The organism is Cellulophaga sp. L1A9 (assembly GCF_009797025.1).
In the GTDB taxonomy this organism is placed as follows: Bacteria; Bacteroidota; Bacteroidia; order Flavobacteriales; family Flavobacteriaceae; genus Cellulophaga.
The window spans coordinates 2,995,073-3,015,229 of record NZ_CP047027.1 but is presented as its reverse complement, the minus strand read 5'-3'; the positions used below and the strand labels follow the sequence as shown (position 1 = coordinate 3,015,229).

The 20,157-nt window shown below is 34.5% G+C and carries 16 protein-coding genes and 1 tRNA gene; 5 read left to right on the top strand and 12 right to left on the bottom strand.

Translation table 11 applies throughout. From position 1 onward, the window contains the following. Positions 1 to 77: 77 nt before the first annotated feature. The 5 genes from GQR94_RS13105 to GQR94_RS13085 form a co-directional block, all read right to left on the bottom strand. Positions 78 to 500, bottom strand: a complete 423-nt coding sequence (locus GQR94_RS13105; protein ID WP_158975922.1) for a DUF2147 domain-containing protein — start codon at positions 498 to 500, stop codon at positions 78 to 80. Positions 501 to 593: 93 nt separating this feature from the next. Next, the gene (xylE, locus tag GQR94_RS13100; RefSeq protein ID WP_158975921.1) at positions 594 to 2,015 is read right to left on the bottom strand and encodes a D-xylose transporter XylE; all 1,422 of its coding nucleotides are present in this window, start codon (positions 2,013 to 2,015) and stop codon (positions 594 to 596) included. 9 nt (positions 2,016 to 2,024) lie between these two features. Beyond that, positions 2,025 to 3,350, bottom strand: a complete 1,326-nt coding sequence (gene xylA / locus GQR94_RS13095) for a xylose isomerase (protein ID WP_158975920.1) — start codon at positions 3,348 to 3,350, stop codon at positions 2,025 to 2,027. A 24-nt stretch (positions 3,351 to 3,374) separates the two neighbouring features. After that, the gene (locus GQR94_RS13090) at positions 3,375 to 4,859 is read right to left on the bottom strand and encodes a xylulokinase (RefSeq protein WP_158975919.1); all 1,485 of its coding nucleotides are present in this window, start codon (positions 4,857 to 4,859) and stop codon (positions 3,375 to 3,377) included. A 4-nt stretch (positions 4,860 to 4,863) separates the two neighbouring features. Further along, on the bottom strand, positions 4,864 to 5,862 hold the full coding sequence (locus GQR94_RS13085; RefSeq protein WP_370458254.1) for a GntR family transcriptional regulator: 999 nt from the start codon (positions 5,860 to 5,862) through the stop codon (positions 4,864 to 4,866). A gap of 152 nt (positions 5,863 to 6,014) precedes the next feature. Between GQR94_RS13085 and GQR94_RS13080 the strand changes: the two genes are divergently transcribed. From GQR94_RS13080 to GQR94_RS13060, 5 genes are all read left to right on the top strand, one after another. Beyond that, a tRNA-Leu gene (locus GQR94_RS13080) sits at positions 6,015 to 6,098 on the top strand. 159 nt (positions 6,099 to 6,257) lie between these two features. After that, positions 6,258 to 7,157 carry a MerR family transcriptional regulator gene (locus GQR94_RS13075; RefSeq protein ID WP_158975917.1) on the top strand — a complete coding sequence of 300 codons (900 nt, stop codon included), beginning with the start codon at positions 6,258 to 6,260 and terminating at the stop codon, positions 7,155 to 7,157. Between the two features lie 15 nt (positions 7,158 to 7,172). Continuing rightward, on the top strand, positions 7,173 to 8,633 hold the full coding sequence (locus GQR94_RS13070) for an NAD(P)/FAD-dependent oxidoreductase (RefSeq protein ID WP_158975916.1): 1,461 nt from the start codon (positions 7,173 to 7,175) through the stop codon (positions 8,631 to 8,633). 4 nt (positions 8,634 to 8,637) lie between these two features. Beyond that, positions 8,638 to 9,477: a phytoene/squalene synthase family protein gene (locus tag GQR94_RS13065; RefSeq protein WP_158975915.1), complete on the top strand. Its 840-nt coding sequence runs from the start codon at positions 8,638 to 8,640 to the stop codon at positions 9,475 to 9,477. A gap of 1 nt (position 9,478) precedes the next feature. Beyond that, on the top strand, positions 9,479 to 9,928 hold the full coding sequence (locus GQR94_RS13060) for a sterol desaturase family protein (RefSeq protein WP_158975914.1): 450 nt from the start codon (positions 9,479 to 9,481) through the stop codon (positions 9,926 to 9,928). A 2-nt stretch (positions 9,929 to 9,930) separates the two neighbouring features. Here the strand turns inward: GQR94_RS13060 and GQR94_RS13055 are convergent, their stop codons facing one another. The 7 genes from GQR94_RS13055 to GQR94_RS13025 all read right to left on the bottom strand — a co-directional run bounded on the left by GQR94_RS13055 (position 9,931) and on the right by GQR94_RS13025 (position 20,132). Further along, the gene (locus GQR94_RS13055) at positions 9,931 to 10,491 is read right to left on the bottom strand and encodes a TlpA disulfide reductase family protein (RefSeq protein ID WP_158975913.1); all 561 of its coding nucleotides are present in this window, start codon (positions 10,489 to 10,491) and stop codon (positions 9,931 to 9,933) included. Continuing rightward, complete coding sequence (locus GQR94_RS13050) at positions 10,491 to 11,051, bottom strand: TlpA disulfide reductase family protein (protein WP_158975912.1); 561 nt, start codon at positions 11,049 to 11,051, stop codon at positions 10,491 to 10,493. The genes GQR94_RS13055 and GQR94_RS13050 overlap by 1 nt, the downstream gene beginning before the upstream one ends. A gap of 105 nt (positions 11,052 to 11,156) precedes the next feature. Beyond that, the gene (locus tag GQR94_RS13045; protein WP_158975911.1) at positions 11,157 to 13,430 is read right to left on the bottom strand and encodes an aconitate hydratase; all 2,274 of its coding nucleotides are present in this window, start codon (positions 13,428 to 13,430) and stop codon (positions 11,157 to 11,159) included. 455 nt (positions 13,431 to 13,885) lie between these two features. Further along, the gene (locus GQR94_RS13040; RefSeq protein ID WP_158975910.1) at positions 13,886 to 16,666 is read right to left on the bottom strand and encodes a bifunctional aconitate hydratase 2/2-methylisocitrate dehydratase; all 2,781 of its coding nucleotides are present in this window, start codon (positions 16,664 to 16,666) and stop codon (positions 13,886 to 13,888) included. Positions 16,667 to 16,866: 200 nt separating this feature from the next. Beyond that, positions 16,867 to 17,820: a MoxR family ATPase gene (locus GQR94_RS13035; RefSeq protein ID WP_158975909.1), complete on the bottom strand. Its 954-nt coding sequence runs from the start codon at positions 17,818 to 17,820 to the stop codon at positions 16,867 to 16,869. A 4-nt stretch (positions 17,821 to 17,824) separates the two neighbouring features. Continuing rightward, entirely contained in the window at positions 17,825 to 19,255 is a 1,431-nt protein-coding gene (locus GQR94_RS13030; RefSeq protein ID WP_158975908.1) for a peptidylprolyl isomerase, read from the bottom strand. After that, positions 19,242 to 20,132: a peptidyl-prolyl cis-trans isomerase gene (locus GQR94_RS13025; protein ID WP_158975907.1), complete on the bottom strand. Its 891-nt coding sequence runs from the start codon at positions 20,130 to 20,132 to the stop codon at positions 19,242 to 19,244. The genes GQR94_RS13030 and GQR94_RS13025 overlap by 14 nt, the downstream gene beginning before the upstream one ends. Positions 20,133 to 20,157 lie beyond the last annotated feature (25 nt).

Here is a 20,157-nt window from a genome sequence, read left to right as displayed (position 1 = left end):
ATTATATTAAAAAGGGGATAGAATCAACCAATGATTCTATCCCCTTTTTTAATGCTGTTTTTTAAAATAAATCTATGCTATTGCACTCTTGTCCAATATTGTGTTCTTCCTAGTAAAGAAAAACCAATAAAGCCACGAACTTTTAATTTATTTGTTTCTTCTAAAGTAATATAACATTTATACACTTTACCAGATTCAGGGTCCAAAATAGTTCCATCTTCCCATTCATCATCATCTTTCTCAAGATCTTTAATAATGACCATACCTAAGATAGGTTTGTCCTTATTTGAACCACTACAGGCGTCACAAAGACGGTCTTGTCTAGACTTATCCGTTATCTCTATAATTTTACCAAATACCTTTCCATTGTCTGAATAAATTTCTACAACAGATCTTACCTTTCCTGTTTCATCATCTATAGTTTGCCATTTCCCTGTAACACTTTGTGCATGCATGCTAATCGTGAGCACTAAAAAAATTGAGGCTATTAAAAATTTCATATGATTGTTTTTTATTTAAAAATACAGAAAGCATATGAAATCGCATAATAAATACCTAAATTAAAAATTTCGCTTCATTAGAATTGAAAATCCTTAATTTTCTTCCCACCAAACGTCATCCATTTCTTCTAGTGTTTTACCTTTAGTTTCGGGTACAAATTTCCATACTATAAACATGGCAATTAATCCCATTACACCATAAATCCAATACGCAAAACCATGATTAAATTTTTCTAAGAGGTAACTATTTTTATCCATCATTGGAAAGGTCCAAGAGACTACATAGTTACTAATCCATTGTGCAGCTACCGCCACCGCTAAAGCTTTATCTCGTATTTTATTCGGAAACATTTCAGACAATAGCACCCAAGTTACGGGGCCCCAACTCATGGCAAAACCAGCAACATATACCAACATACAGATTAATGCTAGAATCCCTACCGTTTGCGAATAGAACGTTGCTCCTAATGCAAACATGGCTACTGCCATTGCTAAAGCACCTATAATCATTAACGGTTTCCTACCATATTTATCTACAGTAAAAATTGCTAAAACAGTAAATAGTAAGTTTACACCCCCCACAATAATAGTCTGCAGTAAGGCAGTATCTGTACCAGATCCCATATTCTTAAAAATCTCAGGAGCGTAATACAAGACTACATTAATACCTACAAATTGCTGAAAAACGGATATTAAAATACCGATAACCACTACAGCTATTCCAAAAGAAAATAGCTTGCCCGATTTATGAGATACCGTGTTCTGAATATCATGTAATATTTTTTGAGCTTCTAACTTCCCATTTACTTTCTCAAGAACCTGTAGTGCTTTTTCTGGTTTATTTTTAAGCACTAAGGACCGTGGAGTATCTGGAACAAATAATAAAAAGGCTAAAAATAATGATGCGGGAATCACTTCTGAAGCAAACATCCACCTCCATCCAACAGTATTTAACCAAGTATCATCTCCTTGACCTGCGATGTAATAGTTTACGAAATACACAATCAACATCCCAAAAATGATCGCAAACTGATTTAATGAAACTAATTTACCTCTAATTTTAGCAGGAGCTATTTCTGCGATATATAAAGGGGATAGCATAGACGCTAAACCTACACCAATACCACCTATTATTCTATAAACAATAAAAACATAAATAAAAGTATGGTCTCCTGCTCCAATAGGTTTCATAAACAGCTCTGGCATTGCAGAACCCAATGCTGAACAAAGAAAAAGGATTGCTGCGAGCAACAATCCTTTTTTTCTTCCTATTTTTTTACTGATATAACCTCCAGAAATTCCTCCAATAATACAACCGATTAATGCGCTAGATACTAAAAAGCCTAATCGAGAATTGGCCGACATTTCATCTAAACCAAAAGGCAATACAAAAAAACTATCTAATGCACTTACGGTTCCAGAAATTACCGCTGTATCATAACCAAAAAGTAATCCGCCTAATGTAGCAACCAGCGTTAGTTGCATTAAGTATTTAGAATTTCTAGGAGTTTCCATAGATCTGGCTTATATGTATTGGTTGATGATATTTTCAAACAACTCTTGCTTCCCGCTTTTTAATTCTAGTTCGCCATTTTCTTGAGCTATTTTATACAAGTCTTCCAACCTTAACTTTCCTGCTTCAAAATCTTTACCTTTTCCAGCATCAAAAGAGCTGTAACGTTTTGTTCTCAAATCATCATAAGCCGAAGAAGTAATAATTTTATCTGCTGTTAACAATGCTCTGGCAAAAGTATCTGCACCACCAATGTGTGCTAAAAATACATCTTCCATATCTGTAGAGTTTCTTCTGATTTTTGCATCAAAATTAACACCACCACCTTGCAAACCGCCAGCCTTTAAGAAGACCAACATAGCTTCTGTAGTTTCTTGAATGTTGTTAGGAAATTGATCTGTATCCCATCCATTTTGATAATCTCCACGGTTGGCATCTAAACTACCTAACATCCCTGCTTTAGCAGCTGTAGCAATTTCATGTTGAAAAGTATGTTGTGCTAAGGTGGCATGATTTACTTCTATATTAATTTTGAAATCCTTCTCTAAACCGTACTCTTTTAAGAAGCCAATTGCTGTAGCAGAATCAAAATCATACTGATGTTTCATTGGCTCCATTGGCTTTGGCTCTATAAAGAAATTACCCTTAAACCCTTGTGCTCTTGCATAATCTCTTGCCATTGTTAGAAACTGTCCCATATGATCTAATTCACGGCCCATATCTGTGTTCAATAATGACATATACCCTTCTCTACCGCCCCAGAAAACGTAATTTTCACCATCTAAAGCCATGGTAGCATCTAAAGCCAATTTCACTTGACCACCTGCTCTAGAAAGCACATTGAAATCTGGATTTGTAGCAGCACCATTCATATAGCGCGGATTAGAAAAACAATTCGCAGTACCCCAAAGTAATTTTACCCCTGAAGCAGCTTTCTTTTCTTTTATATATTCTGTTATTGTTGCCAATCTCTTCTCTGATTCAGCAAAAGTTGATGCTTCTTGAATTAAGTCATAATCATGAAAACAGAAATAATCAAAGCCCATTTTACTAATAAATTCAAAAGCAGCATCTGCCTTGTCTTTTGCAGCTTGGATAGGGTCTGAAGCTTTGTCCCATTCAAAATTTTGAGTTCCAGGGCCAAATGGATCTCCTCCTTGTCCACAGAACGTGTGCCAATAAGCTATAGAAAATTTAAAATGCTCGCGCATTGTTTTTCCTGCAACTACTTGCTCTGGATTATAATATTTAAATGCTAAAGGATTATCAGAATCCTTACCTTCAAATTTAATCTCCCCAATACCTTTAAAATATTCTTTATCTCCTAAGATTGCCATGTTACTTAATTTTAAGTTGTTATTTTATTTATTATTTAAAACGAGTTCTAATTCTTTTTTCCAATTTTGATAGGCCTCTTGATACGGCTTTTTATCCTTAAAGGGCATAAAAGTCATCACGTGATCATTATCCATGATTAATTTACCATAGGTATCAAAATCACCCTCATGTAAACCGGCAGCTCTTGCTGCTCCAATGGCGCCCGTAGTATTATATATTTCTATTTCATACCCTATTAAGGTGGCCACTGTATTTGCGAAAATTTCTGATCGAAATAAATTGTCATTTCCTGCCCGAATTACATGTACATCAATGCCATCAGATTTTAAAATTTCCATGCCGTAGACAAAAGAAAAGGCGATACCTTCTAAAGCAGCTCTACATAAATGCCCTTTATGATGGTTGTTAAGATTTACGTTGACCAACCTTGTCCCAATATCTTTATTATTAAGCATACGCTCTGCACCATTCCCAAAAGGAAGCATACAAACCCCATCTGAACCTATTCCTATTTCTGAGGCTAGCATATTCATCTCTTCATACGAGTTAACTGCTAGGTTATTTAACAACCAACGGTATTGTATTCCTGCGCCATTGATATTTAATAACTTACCAATACGCGGATCTGATTTTTTATAATTTACGTGTGCAAAATTATTTACGCGTGTGCTTTCTTTACCAGACAAACTATCTGTTACCGCGTAAACCACACCAGAAGTCCCCCCTGTAGCAGCTACTTCTCCCGGATTAAATACATTTAAAGACAATGCATTGTTGGGCTGGTCTCCTGCTCTATAAAAAACTGGAGTCCCAATAGCCAAGCCACTCTCTTTAGCGCCTTTTTCATCTACCTTAGATTGCAAACCAAAAGTATCTACTATTGTAGGTACAAGTGCCTCTTCTATTCCGTAGTAGTCTAAAAGAAATTGAGCAATACTATCGGTTTTAAAATCCCAAAAAATACCCTCAGACAAACCTGAGATGGTCGTATTTATTTTATTGGAGAATTTATAAGCGATATAATCGCCAGGCAGCATAAACTTGTGAATTTTAGCATATACATCTGGTTCATTTTCTTTAACCCATCTTAATTTCGAGGCTGTAAAATTAGCGGGGGAGTTTAGTAAATGAGCAGCACACTTTTCTTCCCCTAGGGCTTCAAAAGCGGTATTACCAATTTCTACTGCTCTACTATCACACCATATTATACTTTTCCTAAGTGGTTTCCCTTCCTTATCTACAATGACAAGCCCATGCATTTGGTACGAAATACCAATCCCTTTAATATCTGCTTTAGAAACAGCATACTTTCTTTTTAAGCGCTCAATAGCTTTACAAATGTGTTTCCACCAATCATCAGGGTTTTGCTCTGCCCATCCATTTTTCAAGGCAAGCATGCTCATTTCTGTCTCTGGTTCTTGAACGACACCTAGACTTTTTCCTGTTTTAATCTCTACTAAAGCCGCTTTTATAGACGAACTTCCTAAATCGAATCCTATGTAGTACATATTGTTATAATGAATCTCTTACTATAATTTTTGTGGGCACATAAACTTGAAGTGGTTTATCTGAATTGATAAATTTTGCGGCACTTATGCCCAACTGCTCAAAATCAGTAGTCACCACCGTTATTCCTTTATAAATAAATTTTTTCATGGGGGTATCGTTATAGGACAAAAAGCCTACATCTACGCCTGGTTCAAAATTTTGTTTACGACACTGTTCTAAAAAAACACCCAATACGCGGTCACTCACACTAATGTAAGCTATCCCTTTTTCTATGTTATATTCCTGCGGATTTGTTTTAATCTGATAATCGAAGTTGTTGTCCTTACAATACCTCTCAAAATAATCTACCGTTTCCTTGGCGTGATTAGTATAGTTTGGATACAGGAAATGAAGCGCTGTATACTTCTTAAAGTTTTCTGTAATAGCTTCTAATCCTTTATAAAAAGAGACTCCAAAATCTTGAAAAACATAATTATTTTTTGGACTTGAATTAATATTCCAATCTATTAATAACAAATCATTGTTCGGGATTTTAGCTAAGGTTTTTGACACTTGTTTATGATCGAAGCCCATTACTACGTACTTATAATATTTTCCTAAACTATTATTAAGTATGGTTTTAAAATTTTCAATATTATAATGGTGAAATTGAACATCGGTAATAATATCATCTTCCATTTCATTAATAAAAGAATGATACAACACTTCTTTATACGCCTTAAAGGTGTCCAAAACTAGTAGTACTTTTCTGTTTTTACTCGCGATATAATACCCTTTATTAGGAACAGATTTTATAACCCCATTCTCTTTCAGAATTGTATACGCCTTAAAAACGGTATCTCTTGATAGATGATGTTCTTGACAAAAGGAGTTTACAGAAGGCAAAGAATCACCAATAGCCAAAACATCCTTAGCAATAGACTGGTTGATTATATCAACAATTTGCTGATATTTTGGCACATCACTATCGTGATCAATAATAAAACTAAAGCTATTTTGCATAATCATCAACCGTACTGGTCTGTTCTGGTACGTGTCAAAAATATGGTATTATTTTAAAATACCAAAAAAAAAGATCCCTTTTTATAAAATAAGTTTTGAATAAAAAATAAAATGAGGTTGAAAAAAGTTTAGTAAATTTGCAATCTCAAAATGCCCACGTGGTGAAATTGGTAGACATGCCACCTTGAGGGGGTGGTGTTCGCAAGGACGTGCTAGTTCGAATCTAGTCGTGGGCACATAAGTCATTTAAGAAATTATTTCTTAAATGACTTTTTTGTTACGCGCATATTCCCACCTAAAATAAACTTCTTTCATTTCTCTTTTAAAAAAGAGACCAAAAAAAAACATTTCAATCATTAAAAAGGTTAAATTTGTTTAACCTTTTTTCAAAATAAATGAACAACGTGAAAAAATACTTTAGTATTAGAGATTTGGAAAATTTATCTGGAATAAAAGCCCATACGATTCGTATCTGGGAAAAAAGGTACAATTTACTGGAACCAGAACGGACGACAACCAACATTAGAAATTATAGTCTTAAAAGTTTACAAAAGCTTTTAAACATTACGTTACTTTATAATAACGGACATAAGATTTCTAAAATTGCTCAAATTCCTGATACCGAAATTCCAAACTTCGTTCAAGAAGTCATTGAAAAAAAAACAGTTAAGAACCATGCTATAAATTCTTTTAAAATAGCCATGGTAAATTTTGACTCCAATTTATTTTATAACACGTACAACAGCCTATTAACAGAAAGCAGCTTTAAAGAAGTATTTTATGAAGCTTTTATTCCGCTCCTCAATGAATTGGGTTTGCTTTGGCAAAATAATGCTGTGAGTCCGTCTCATGAGCATTTCATAACCAATCTCATTAAACAAAAGATTATACTAAATACAGAAAAATTATTAGTTAATAAGCCTACAAAAACAGACAAAACATTTGTGCTTTTCTTACCTGATAATGAGATTCATGATATTGGTTTACTCTATTTAAATTATGAAATAACGTTAAAAGGGTACAAAACAATCTATTTAGGTCAGACCGTTCCCATAGAATGCTTAAAAGATTTACTCGGCTATTGTGAAAATATTTATTTCTTATCCTATTTCACTGTTGAACCCAATAAAGGGAAGCTCCGTAAATACATTGAGAACTTCCATCAAGAACTAGGCATTGACAACAATTATAAATTTTGGATTTTAGGACATCAAGTACAACACATACAAGCAGACATGCTCCCTAAAAACATAAAAAAATTCAAGTCCATAGAAAAACTTGTAAGTGAATTATAATATTCTAAAAAGTAAATGAAAAAAAAGGTAATAATAATTGGCTCTGGATTCTCCTCATTGTCAGCTGCGGCTTATTTAGCTAAAGACGGATTTGAGGTTACTATTTTCGAAAAAAATAGTACCGTTGGTGGACGCGCACGTCAACTAAAAAAAGACGGATTTACTTTTGACATGGGTCCGAGTTGGTATTGGATGCCCGATATTTTTGATAAATTTTTTGGTGATTTCGGTAAAAAAACATCAGATTATTACCAGCTAGCCAAACTTAATCCTGCTTATAAAATATTTTTTTCAGATGATGTAATTACCATTGGCGATTGCATGGATAAAATATGTGAGGAATTTGAACGTATCGAAAAAGGCAGTGCTATTCAGCTGCGGAAATTTATCGCCATAGCTCAGGAGAATTATGATATCGCAATTAACAAAGTAGTTTTACGTCCAGGACTGTCCCCATTAGAATTAGTTACTCCTGAGACCATTACCAGAGTAGATCAATTTTTTAAAACCATAAGCTCAGAGGTTAGAAAAAGATTTAAGAATAAAAAACTGGTATCAACCTTAGAATTTCCTGTTCTCTTTTTAGGAGCTAAACCTAGTAAAACACCATCATTTTACAGCTTTATGAATTTCGCTGATTTCGGTCTAGGAACATGGCACCCAAAAGGGGGTATGTATGAAATTATCTTAGCTATGGAAAGCCTAGTAAAAGAGCTGGGAGTTAAAATAAATACAAATAGTCCCGCTTCTAAAATACTCGTTGAGCATAAAAAAGCAATTGGAATAATCACAAATGGAGAAACACATTTAGCCGACTTTGTACTTAGCGGAGCAGACTACCATCATTCTGAAACCTTACTAAAAGAGGAAGATCGGCAATTTACCGAAGCGTATTGGAGTAAAAAAACATTCGCTCCATCTTCACTTTTATTTTATGTAGGTTTTGATAAAAAAATTAAAAACGTAGAGCACCACAACTTATTTTTTGATACTGACTTTGAACTGCATGCCGAAGAAATTTACGATGAACCCAAATGGCCTAAAAATCCATTATTCTATGCCAATTTCCCATCGGTGACCGATAAAAGCATGGCACCAAAAGAGAATGAAACAGGCTTTTTCTTAATTCCTATTGCGCCGGATTTAAATGACACTGAAGAAGTTAGAGAAGAATATTTTAATTTGATTGTTAAAAGATTTGAAGAAAAAACAAATCAAAAAATAAAAAACAATATTATATTTAAAGAGTCCTTTTGCGTAAATGATTTTATTGAAGAATACAATTCTTACAAAGGGAATGCTTATGGTTTAGCAAATACCTTAACGCAAACTGCATTTTTAAGACCAAATCTTAAAAGTAAGAAAGTGAAAAATTTATTTTTTACTGGACAGCTCACCGTTCCAGGACCTGGAGTTCCCCCTGCATTAATTTCAGGGAAATTAGTCTCTGAATTGATTACCAAATCAAATAATTAAAATTATGAAAAGTATTTTTGACCAAGTTTCTTACGGCTGCAGTAAAATAGTTACTGAATCATACAGTACATCATTTTCATTAGCTACAAAAATGTTGCATTCTTCAATTCGCGGAGACATTTACAATATTTATGGCTTTGTACGTTTTGCAGATGAAATCGTAGATACGTTTCATGATTATGACAAGGAGATGCTTTTCAATAAGTTTGAAAATGATTTAAAAGATGCATTAACGCACAAAATTAGCCTTAATCCTATTCTAAATTCTTTTCAGTACACCTATCACACCTATAATATTCCGTATCATTTGGTAGATTCTTTTATGAAAAGCATGCGAATGGATCTTCATAAAACAGTATACAAAACAGATACTGAATATAAAGAATACATCTATGGCTCTGCAGATGTTGTGGGACTAATGTGTTTAAAGGTTTTTGTTCAAGGAAATGAAGAAAGCTATGAAAGCTTAAAAACCTCTGCAATGGCATTAGGTTCTGCTTTTCAGAAAGTAAATTTCTTACGCGATTTAAAGGATGATTTTGAGGGCTTAAACAGAACCTATTTTCCAAATACAAATCTAAAACAGCTGGACGAGGCATCAAAAAAAAGAATTGTAGACGAAATAAAAGCCGATTTCCAATTAGGCTATGAAGGGATTGAAAGATTACCACACACAGCAAAGTTTGGGGTTTATACTGCCTACAAATACTACTCAAGGCTATTGACCAAACTTCAAAGGACACCGCCTTTAGAAATACAAAACGCAAGAATTAGAGTACCGAATTATGAAAAATTTGGACTCCTTGCAAAATCATATGTAAATTACAAACTTAATTTAGTATAACATGAATACGCTTATCTGGATCCTTATATTTATTAGCACATTCGCTTTTATGGAATTCATGGCCTGGTTTAGCCACAAATACATAATGCATGGTTTTTTGTGGGTGTTGCATAGCGATCACCACCATAAAGACCACGATTCCTGGTTTGAACGTAACGATGCTTTTTTTATCATTTACGCGGTAGTCAGCATGTCATTTATATTAACAGGAGTAAACTCTTGGTTTTGGTATGGCTTACCTATAGGCTTTGGTATTATGGCGTATGGTGCCGCTTATTTCTTAGTTCATGACATATTTATCCATCAACGATTTAAGCTTTTTAGAAATGCCAATAGCCGATACGCTAAAGGAGTTCGAAGAGCACATAAAATGCATCATAAACACACTGGAAAAGAAGATGGGGAGTGTTTTGGAATGTTATTCGTTCCTTTTAAATATTTTAAAAAATAATGTTATTGCAAAATTAGACGGTCTAATAACTTTCTAATTTTCTCGCTATTCCAATTAGCTGAACCTGTTTTATCTACTACAATTTCTCCATTCTTATTGATGATGAAGGTTGCGGGGATAGCAGTAGACTGCAGTAAATCTGGTGTTGTACTTTTTGGGTAATATACAGGTAAGGTATATTGCTTTTTTGCCATAAAAGCAGCTACCTTCTGCTGATCATCATTGGTAACGAATAGAAAGACTACCTTATCCTTATAATCCTGATACAGCTCCTGAAATTCTGGCATTTCTGCTACACAAGGCGGACACCATGTGGCCCAAAAGTTCACGATGATAACACGATCTTTATAACGTTCAAAGTTTAACGTATGATGATCTAAGGAATTTAATTTCCAATTATAATCAGTGAGCTTCAATTGCTCACCCTTATCAACTTCAGAAGGAGCAAAAGAAATAAGTTTATTCACAAATACTTTAACAGGAAAACCTAGGGGTGTAAACAAAATAATACCTGCAGCAATAAGTACCACAAAGTTTATAATTTTATCCCTAGTGAATTTCATTATTTTGCTAAAAGTCTGTCAATTAAGTCATAAATTTTAGAATTATCCCAATCCGCAATTCCTTCCTTATGAATAACAATATTACCTTCTTTATCAATTAAATAAGAAGTTGGTGCTTTAATATCTGTTAAAGGCATTTTCTCTCCAATGAATAAGTAGGTAACAGGAAAGTTTAGGTTTTGTTCTGCCATAAAAGTTTCAACAGGCGCTCTTTCTTCGTCAGAAATAATATAAAAATCTACTTTACCTTCATATTTATCATATAATGTTTGAATACTTTGCAATTCTGCCTCACAAGGAAGCACCCATGATGCGAAGAAATTTACAAATACAACTTTTCCTTTTGATTTTTTAAAATTGAAAAAATTCCAGTTTTCATCTTTTAGAGTCCAATTATAATCTGTAATCTTATTTCTATCGGATTCCTCAGTAACTGAAGGACTGAAAGAGAAAATTTTATTCAATAGCACTTTGCTATAATCCCCTAAAGGAGTAACAAAAAATGAAAGAATAAATGCAAACAATAAAATATTTAATACTGTTTTCTTGGTAATTTTCATACGTATTTACGTTTCCTCAAAACTAAAAAACTCCTGATGAATATCAGGAGTTTTGCTGAATTAATATTAATTAATTTTTAACTAAATTTTAATACTCAGTTTTTACTATGCTACGTTCTCTTTTTTGATCACGTTTAAAGCAGAACCTTCTCTATACCAGTCTATTTGCGATTGGTTGTAGGTATGATTTACTTTAATCACATCTTTACTTCCATCTGCATGAACAACTTCAATTGTTAATTGTTTGTCTGGAGCAAACTCTGAAATATCAATAAAATTGAATGTATCGTCTTCTTGTATTAGGTCATAATCACTTTCATTTGCAAAAGTTAACCCTAACATCCCTTGTTTTTTAAGATTTGTTTCGTGAATACGAGCGAATGATTTTACTAAAACAGCGGCAACACCTAAATGTCTAGGCTCCATTGCAGCATGCTCACGTGAAGATCCTTCACCATAGTTATGATCTCCAACAACAATACTTCTCACACCTGCTGCTTTATATGCACGTGCTGTATCTGGTACACCACCAAATTCTCCTGTCAATTGGTTCTTAACAAAATTGGTCTTCTGACCAAAAGCGTTGACAGCTCCAATTAAACAGTTGTTTGATATATTATCTAAATGCCCACGGTAACGCAACCAAGGACCAGCCATAGAAATATGGTCAGTAGTACATTTACCAAAAGCTTTAATTAATAATTTAACACCCATTAGACTTTCGTCCTTTATAGGCGTAAAAGGCTCTAACAATTGTAATCTTTCAGAATCTGTTGCTACTTTAACAACAACGCCAGAACCATCTTTGTCTGGTGCTAAATACCCGGCATCTTCCACTTCAAAACCTTTAGGAGGTAATTCCCATCCTGTTGGCTCATCAAACATAACTTCTTCACCATTTTCGTTGATTAATTTATCCGTCATCGGATTAAAATCTAAACGACCCGCAATAGCAATTGCAGCTGTAATTTCTGGCGAAGCTACGAAAGCGTGTGTATTTGGATTACCATCGGCACGTTTTGCGAAGTTTCTATTAAAAGAGTGAACGATACTGTTCTTTGGTGCATTTTTTGGATCACTATATCTTGCCCATTGACCAATACACGGTCCACAAGCATTCGTGAATATTTTAGCATTTAAGTTTTCAAACACTTGTAAGATTCCATCTCTATGTGCCGTAAAACGTACCTGTTCAGAACCTGGATTAATCCCTAATTCTGATTTCATTTTCAATCCTTTATCAATAGCTTGTTGTGCGATAGATGAAGCTCTAGATAAATCTTCATAAGAAGAGTTCGTACAAGAACCTATTAACCCCCATTCCACAGCCAATGGCCATTCATTCTTAGTGGCTTTCTCCGTCATATCTGAACCAACTTTGGTAGATAAATCTGGCGTAAAAGGACCATTTAATAATGGCGTTAATTCTGATAAGTTAATTTCAATAACTTCATCAAAATATTGTTCTGGATTTGCATAAACCTCTGGATCTGCAGTTAAATGTTCTCTAACTTCATTTGCAGCATCAGCAATATCTGCTCTATCTGTTGCTCTTAAATAACGTTCCATAGAATCATCATAACCAAATGTAGATGTGGTAGCTCCTATTTCTGCACCCATATTACAAATAGTACCTTTACCAGTACATGATAATGATAACGCACCAGAACCAAAATATTCTACAATTGCTCCCGTTCCACCTTTTACAGTTAAAATTTCAGCAACTTTAAGTATTACATCTTTAGGTGCAGTCCAACCAGAAATTGTTCCAGTTAACTTAACTCCAATTAATTTTGGAAATTTAAGTTCCCATGCCATTCCTGCCATAACATCTACAGCATCTGCACCACCTACTCCAATAGCAACCATCCCTAAACCACCAGCGTTTACTGTGTGAGAATCAGTACCAATCATCATACCTCCAGGGAAAGCATAATTTTCTAATACTACTTGGTGAATAATACCAGCTCCTGGTTTCCAGAAACCAATACCGTATTTATTAGAAACAGACTCTAAAAAGTTAAATACTTCCGCACTTGTGTGGTTTGCAGATTTTAAATCTACTGCCGCACCACTTTTCGCTTGTATTAAATGATCACAATGTACGGTAGTTGGTACCGCAACTTTAGGTTTACCTGCTTGCATAAATTGCAACAAAGCCATTTGTGCTGTTGCATCTTGACAAGCGATACGATCAGGTGCAAAATCAACATAATCTTTTCCTCTAACGAAAGCTTTAGAAGCAGTTCCATCCCAAAGGTGGGAATATAAAATTTTCTCAGAAAGTGTTAGTGGTTTTCCAACTAAATCACGTGCTTTACTCACACGATCAGACATATTGGAATATACCCCTCTTATCATATCTATATCAAATGCCATAAGATTTATATATTTTTTTTAGTATTTTATTTTAAGTACTACAAGGTACAAAATATAGAAAGACTAAAGAAAAGTAAACGAAAATATAGAATGATTATAAAAAAGAATTTCTCGATTTGAGCAAATTCAATACAAACATGACGGGAATCATGATCATAACCGAAGAAATTTAGACGAATCACCTAAAACTCCAACCGATGTATACCCCTTGAACGAATCAAAAGTGTAAGTCCTATTTATTAATTTTTTTCAGAATATCATTTGAAATACACTACAACCCAATTGGACTTCAAAATATATTTAAAAGAATTTTAATGCCTGAATTTTTTTACACGCTCATCTTCTACTCTAAAAACAGCGCGTATGCATTCAGGATAAGAAATACTTTATCCTGTAAAACAGAAAAAGCCTGAATCTAGGACTCAGGCTTTTTAATTTATTATGCAGTTATTCTTTTACGCTCTAACCAACAGTTTATGTGGCGGTGTAAACTGAGTAAGGTTAATCCCTTTTACTGCAGCTTTGTATTCCTCCATAGTTGGCGTTCTACCTAATATTGTAGACAATACCACAACTGGCGTTGAAGAAAGTAATGATTCTCCTTTTTTCTCACCGGAATCTTTTACAACTCTACCTTGGAACAAACGAGTTGAAGTAGCCATTACCGTATCTCCCGGCTCTGCTTTTTCCTGATTACCCATACATAGATTACATCCAGGACGTTCTAAATATAACATATTTTCATATCCAGTACGTGCTACCGCCTTAGGTGCATTATCATCGAATTCGAAGCCAGAGTATTTCACTAAAACTTCCCAATCACCTTCAGCCTTTAATTCATCTACAATGTTATACGTAGGAGGCGCAACAACAAGAGGCGCTTTAAATTCTACCTTTCCATACTGCTCCTCAACATTCTTAAGCATTTGAGCTAAGATTTTCATATCCCCTTTATGAACCATACAAGATCCTACGAAACCAAGATCTACTTGCTTTGTTCCTCCATAAAAAGACAGTTGTCTAATGATATCATGTGTGTATCGCTTAGAAACATCATCATTATTTACATCAGGATCTGCAATCATTGGCTCTTCAATCAAATCAAGATCAACGACAACTTCTGCAGAATATTTAGCATTTGCGTCTGGAGTCAGCGCAGGCTTCTCTCCTGATTTAATCTCTGCAATTCGTTTGTCAGCAATAGCAATCAGTCCTTTAAGGACTTTCAATTTATTGTCCATACCCTTATCAATCATGATTTGGATTCTACCTTTTGCGATTTCTAAAGACTCAATTAAGGTAGCATCTTCAGAAATACAGATAGAAGCTTTTGCTTTCATTTCTGCAGTCCAATCCGTAAAGGTAAATGCTTGATCTGCTGTAAGCGTACCAATATGCACTTCTATGATTTTACCTTGGAACACGTTATCTCCACCAAATGTCTTAAGCATCTGTTGCTGTGTAGCATGAACAACATCACGGAAATCCATGTAAGGTTTCATTTCTCCTTTAAAAGTAACCTTAACAGACTCTGGAATTGGCATTGACGCCTCACCAGTAGCTAGCGCAAGTGCAACTGTTCCCGAATCTGCACCAAAAGCAACACCCTTAGACATTCTCGTATGAGAATCTCCTCCGATAATAATAGCCCAATCATCAACAGTAAGGTCATTAAGTACCTTATGAATCACATCGGTCATTGGTTTGTATTTATTTTCAGGATCTCTAGCGGTAATTAAACCGAAATCGTTCATGAATTTCATCAATCTAGGAATATTCGCCTTAGACTTATTATCCCAAACTGAAGCGGTATGACAACCAGATTGGTAAGCACCGTCTACAATCGGTGAAATAATTGTTGCAGCCATCATCTCCAATTCTTGAGAAGTCATAAGCCCCGTGGTATCTTGCGAACCCACAATATTTACTTCTACACGAACATAAGAACCTGCGTGTAACGTTTTACCTGGCGTTGTACCAACGGCATTTTTATTAAATATTTTTTCTACTGCTGTAAGCCCTTGCCCCTCATTGGAAACTTCTTTTGAGTTTGCATAAACAGATACGAGCTCTACACCTAGAACTTTGGCCGCAAATGCTTGAAGTTTTTTACCAAATACAATGGCGTATGATCCACGAGCTTTTATAAATTCTAGCTTCTGAGGTGTTAATGACGCTGAAATATCCATTAATTCCTTATCGACATTATAAAGCTTCTTTTCTTTTGTATTCACTGTAAGAACAGTTCCTGTAGCTACAGAGTACGCTTCCTCTAAAACAGGCTCTCCTGCCTCATTTCGGATGGTATTTCCGTCTGCATCTTGCTTTTTAACCCAGTTTTGAAGGTCAATTCCGATACCACCAGTAACACTAACTGTGGTTAAGAAAATTGGTGAAATACCGTTTGTACCTGCAATAATTGGAGCTATATTAATAAAGGGAACATACGGACTAGATTTGATACCTGTCCATAAAGCCACATTGTTTACACCTGACATTCTAGAAGAACCAACCCCCATTGTACCTTTCTCTGCAATTAACATTACCCTTTTGTCAGGATGTTGCTTTTGCAAGGCAATTAATTCGTTTTGTTGTTCTTTATTGTGCTCAAACAGACACTGACCATGTAATTCTCTATCAGATCTTGAATGAGCATCTCCCCCAGGAGAAAGTAAATCCGTAGAAATATCACCTATACCCGCAACAAAAGTTACGATTTCAATTTCTTCTTCAATTTCCGGTAATTTTGTAAAGAATTCTGCCTTAGCATAACTCTCTATAATATCTTTAGCTGTTTCATTGCCACTATTAAATGCATTTTCTAAACGATCCATATCTGCTTCGTAAAGAAAAACCTGTGTCTTTAAAACAACTCCAGCTTCTTTAGCAATAGCCACATCATCACCCAGAGCTAAATCTAATAACACCTCTATAGAAGGTCCGCCTTTCATATGAGATAATTGCTCAAAAGCAAAAGAAGGTGTAATTTCTTCAACTATAGCTTCACCTAAAATAATTTCTTTTAAAAATTTAGCTTTAACAAAAGCAGCACTGGTAGTTCCTGGTAAAACATTATAGATAAAAAAGTTAAGAGAATCTTCTCTATACTCATTAGCTACATCTTTAATTTGCTCAATAATTTTACTCAGCAATTCAGCACCATCAATTGGTTGCGGATGAAGTCCATTATCTTTTCGTTCTTCTATCTGCTTAAGGTAATCTTTATAAATGCTCATATATTTAGAAAATCTACTTTTTAGGTTATTGCAATCTTGCAAAATTACTAAAATATTGAGGCTAAATAAAAGAATTGCGAATTGATTCGATTGAATTTAAGAAAAATTTTAAAAAGTGGATCCAAAAAAACGAATACCTCATTTAATTGCACTTTTTTATAAAATATCTCTTACGAAAACGTTTGAAGTAGATGAAGTTTCTACAATAATTCACGAATTATAGCATCTTCTGATATGCCTTCAGCTTCTGCCTTGTAGTTTTTTATAATTCGATGTCTAAGTATCCCTAAAGCAACTGCTTTTACATCTTCAATATCAGGAGAGTATTTACCTTTAATTGCAGCATGAGCCTTTGCTCCTAAAATTAAATTTTGTGAGGCTCTTGGACCAGCTCCCCAATCAATATATTGTTTCACATAATCTGAAGCCCCCTCTAAATTAGCACGTGTACTATTCACCAATTTTACGGCGTAATCTACCACATTATCAGGAACAGGAATTCTTCTGACTAATTGTTGAATTGCTATAATTTCTTCTGCACTCAGCAGTGCATTAATTTCGTTTTTAACATCTGAAGTGGTTGCTTTTACAATAGCAATCTCCTCACGTATAGATGGGTACTTCAACTCAATGGCAAACATAAAACGGTCTAATTGCGCTTCTGGCAAAGGATATGTCCCTTCTTGCTCAATTGGGTTTTGTGTTGCTAAAACAAAATAAGGAGCAGGTAATTTATAATTTACACCTGCAATAGTAACAGAACGCTCCTGCATGGCCTCTAGCAATGCAGCTTGCGTTTTTGGAGGAGTTCTATTTATTTCATCGGCCAAAATAATATTAGAGAATATTGGACCTTTGATAAATTTAAATTTTCTATCCTGATCAAGAATTTCACTCCCTAGAATATCACTAGGCATTAAATCTGGTGTAAACTGGATTCTTTTAAAATCTAAGCCTAATGTTTGTGCAATGGTATTTACCATTAATGTCTTTGCCAAACCCGGCACTCCTATTAATAAAGAGTGACCACCTGTGTAAATAGAAAGCAAAATCTGTTCTACCACTTCCGTTTGCCCAACAATAATTTTGGCAATTTCTTTTTTTAAAGCAACATGCTTTTCTACAAGATTATTGATTGCTGTAACATCAGACATGTAATTACTCTTTTATCCAGTTATTAGCAAACTCACACCCTTTATTCGTTTCATTTACACTTATGTATGTTTCTTCTATGTGCTCCGCCATCCATTTTGCGATAGCATCTGCTTGCTTTTGAGTTTTAGCTAACTCTTGAATCTTTATATAATCTTTAGAAAAATCTGCCACATGTTCGTCATGACGGTTGGTAATTTTCATGATTTTAAAACTTGTCCCTTCACGAGCATCGTCTTCTAATATTGGCTGAGAAATTTCATTATCCTTTAAATTACGAATCTGATTGTAAAAAGTAGGATCCATATTGGTAAGCTCAAACCTAGCACTGTAATCCGCAGGGTTACGCAACTGTCCTCCATCAAATTTTGTTTCTTTCTGATCAGAGAAATTTAATGCCGCTTCTGCAAACGTATACTTCCCTGAAACAATTTGATTACGAATGGTATCTAATTCTTGTTTTGCCGCATCTAAGGCATCTTGTGGCACTTTAGGAATCAAAAGAATATGACGAATTTCACGATCTTGACCTAAAATCTTTTCCACCGTAATAATATGATATCCATAAGTTGTTTCAAAAGGCTCAGAAACTTCGCCAACATTTAAGCTAAATGCAACATCTTTAAATTCTTTTACAAAACCTGTTTGTTTATCAATTTTATAATACCCACCGTCCTGCTTAGAACCAGGATCTTCACTATTCAAAATTGCTTTAATAGAGAAGCTTGATCCTTTTTCTAAGACATCTTCACGAATCCTATTTAAACGATCTACTACTTTCTGCTTTTCTTCTTCTGGAGCAACAGGTTTTTTTACAATTTGAGCAATCTCTAATTCCGAACCAAAAACGGGACGTTGGTCTTCTGGAATTTTATTAAAAAACTGACGTACTTCTTCTGGTGTAATTTCTATCTCATCAACAATTTTACGCTGCATACGTTCTGAAAGCATACGAAGCTTATTGATTTTATAAAGTTCTTCTCTAAAGCTTTCCTCGTCCGTTTTCTTGTAAAAAGACAATACTTTTTCCATTGAACCAACTCTAGTTACTAGTTGTTGAATTTGAGCATCACTCGTCGCATTTACCTCATCATCGGCAACCAATATACTATCTTGAACTGCCTGGTGTGCATACAAACGGTCCTCCATTAATTTCCCTAACAAACCACAACGAGAGACATCATCAGCAGATACCCCTTGATTACGCAAGTCAATTAATGTTTTATCAATATCTGATTCTAAAATTAAATAATCACCCACTACCGCAGCAACACCATCTAATTTAATTTTTTTGAAAGGCTTCACAGAATCTGTAGTCGTAGCTACCACCGCAACATCATTCACTTCTACTTCCTCTACAATAATTTCTTCTTGTGCGCTTAGTATTCCAACAAAAAGTAGGACTAAAAATGTAATCGTGTTCTTAATCTTTAACATAAACTTCAAATTCTTTATCTTTAATTGCATCATCAATAATTTCGGTTTCTAATTTCCTAATTAGCGCCAACCGTCTCCTATTTAATAAAATTTGTTTAATTGATGGCTTGACAAATGATAATGGAGCAGTATCATTCGTATTTAACACATCAGTAACCTTTGCCAAATATACCCCTATTGAATCCTGTAATTCAAAAAATTGTGATTTTTTTAAGTATCTATCCTCATTTTCAAAGGTTAAGGGCGGAATTTCATTGACAATTCTAGATGCTTTTACCCAAATAGAATCATTAAAATTTAAGTTTTTAAATTGTATTCCAACAGAATCTAAAAACTTCACATCTTTCGTATTGAAACGATTTAAACGTGTTGCAACTTGCTCTTTATCTAGAAACTGTGTAGAAAGCTCTATAAACCTAAGTTTCACCAATTTTTCTTTCAGCATAAAATTCTCTTTCTCGTTTTCATAAAAACTAGTCAGTTGTGCTTCTGTAACAATGGTATCTTCTGTCTGGCTCACTAATGCTTCTTTATAAGCTCGCGTGTACAAATCTGTCTTATAATTTTCTATAAGTTGATTAAATTCTTTTAATTGCTCTTCTGGTAAGTTTATTTTAGATTTGGATAAAAGCAATTGCTTCGTCGCCCAATTATTAATATAATTGGTTACAAAGGAGGCACTATCCTCTTTCGAAACATTATCTTTTAGCAATGCCTCAATATCATCTTTATATAAATATGATTTATCTACACGTGCTAGAGGCTCTCTATCTTCTTCTTTCTTCCAAATTGAACTGCATGAAATAAATGAAGTAATAAGGGCAAAAACGGATACAAAGCGCACCTTTTTATTTAAAACTATGTTTTGTAACTGCATCTTGCAAAAATAACAAATAACGGAT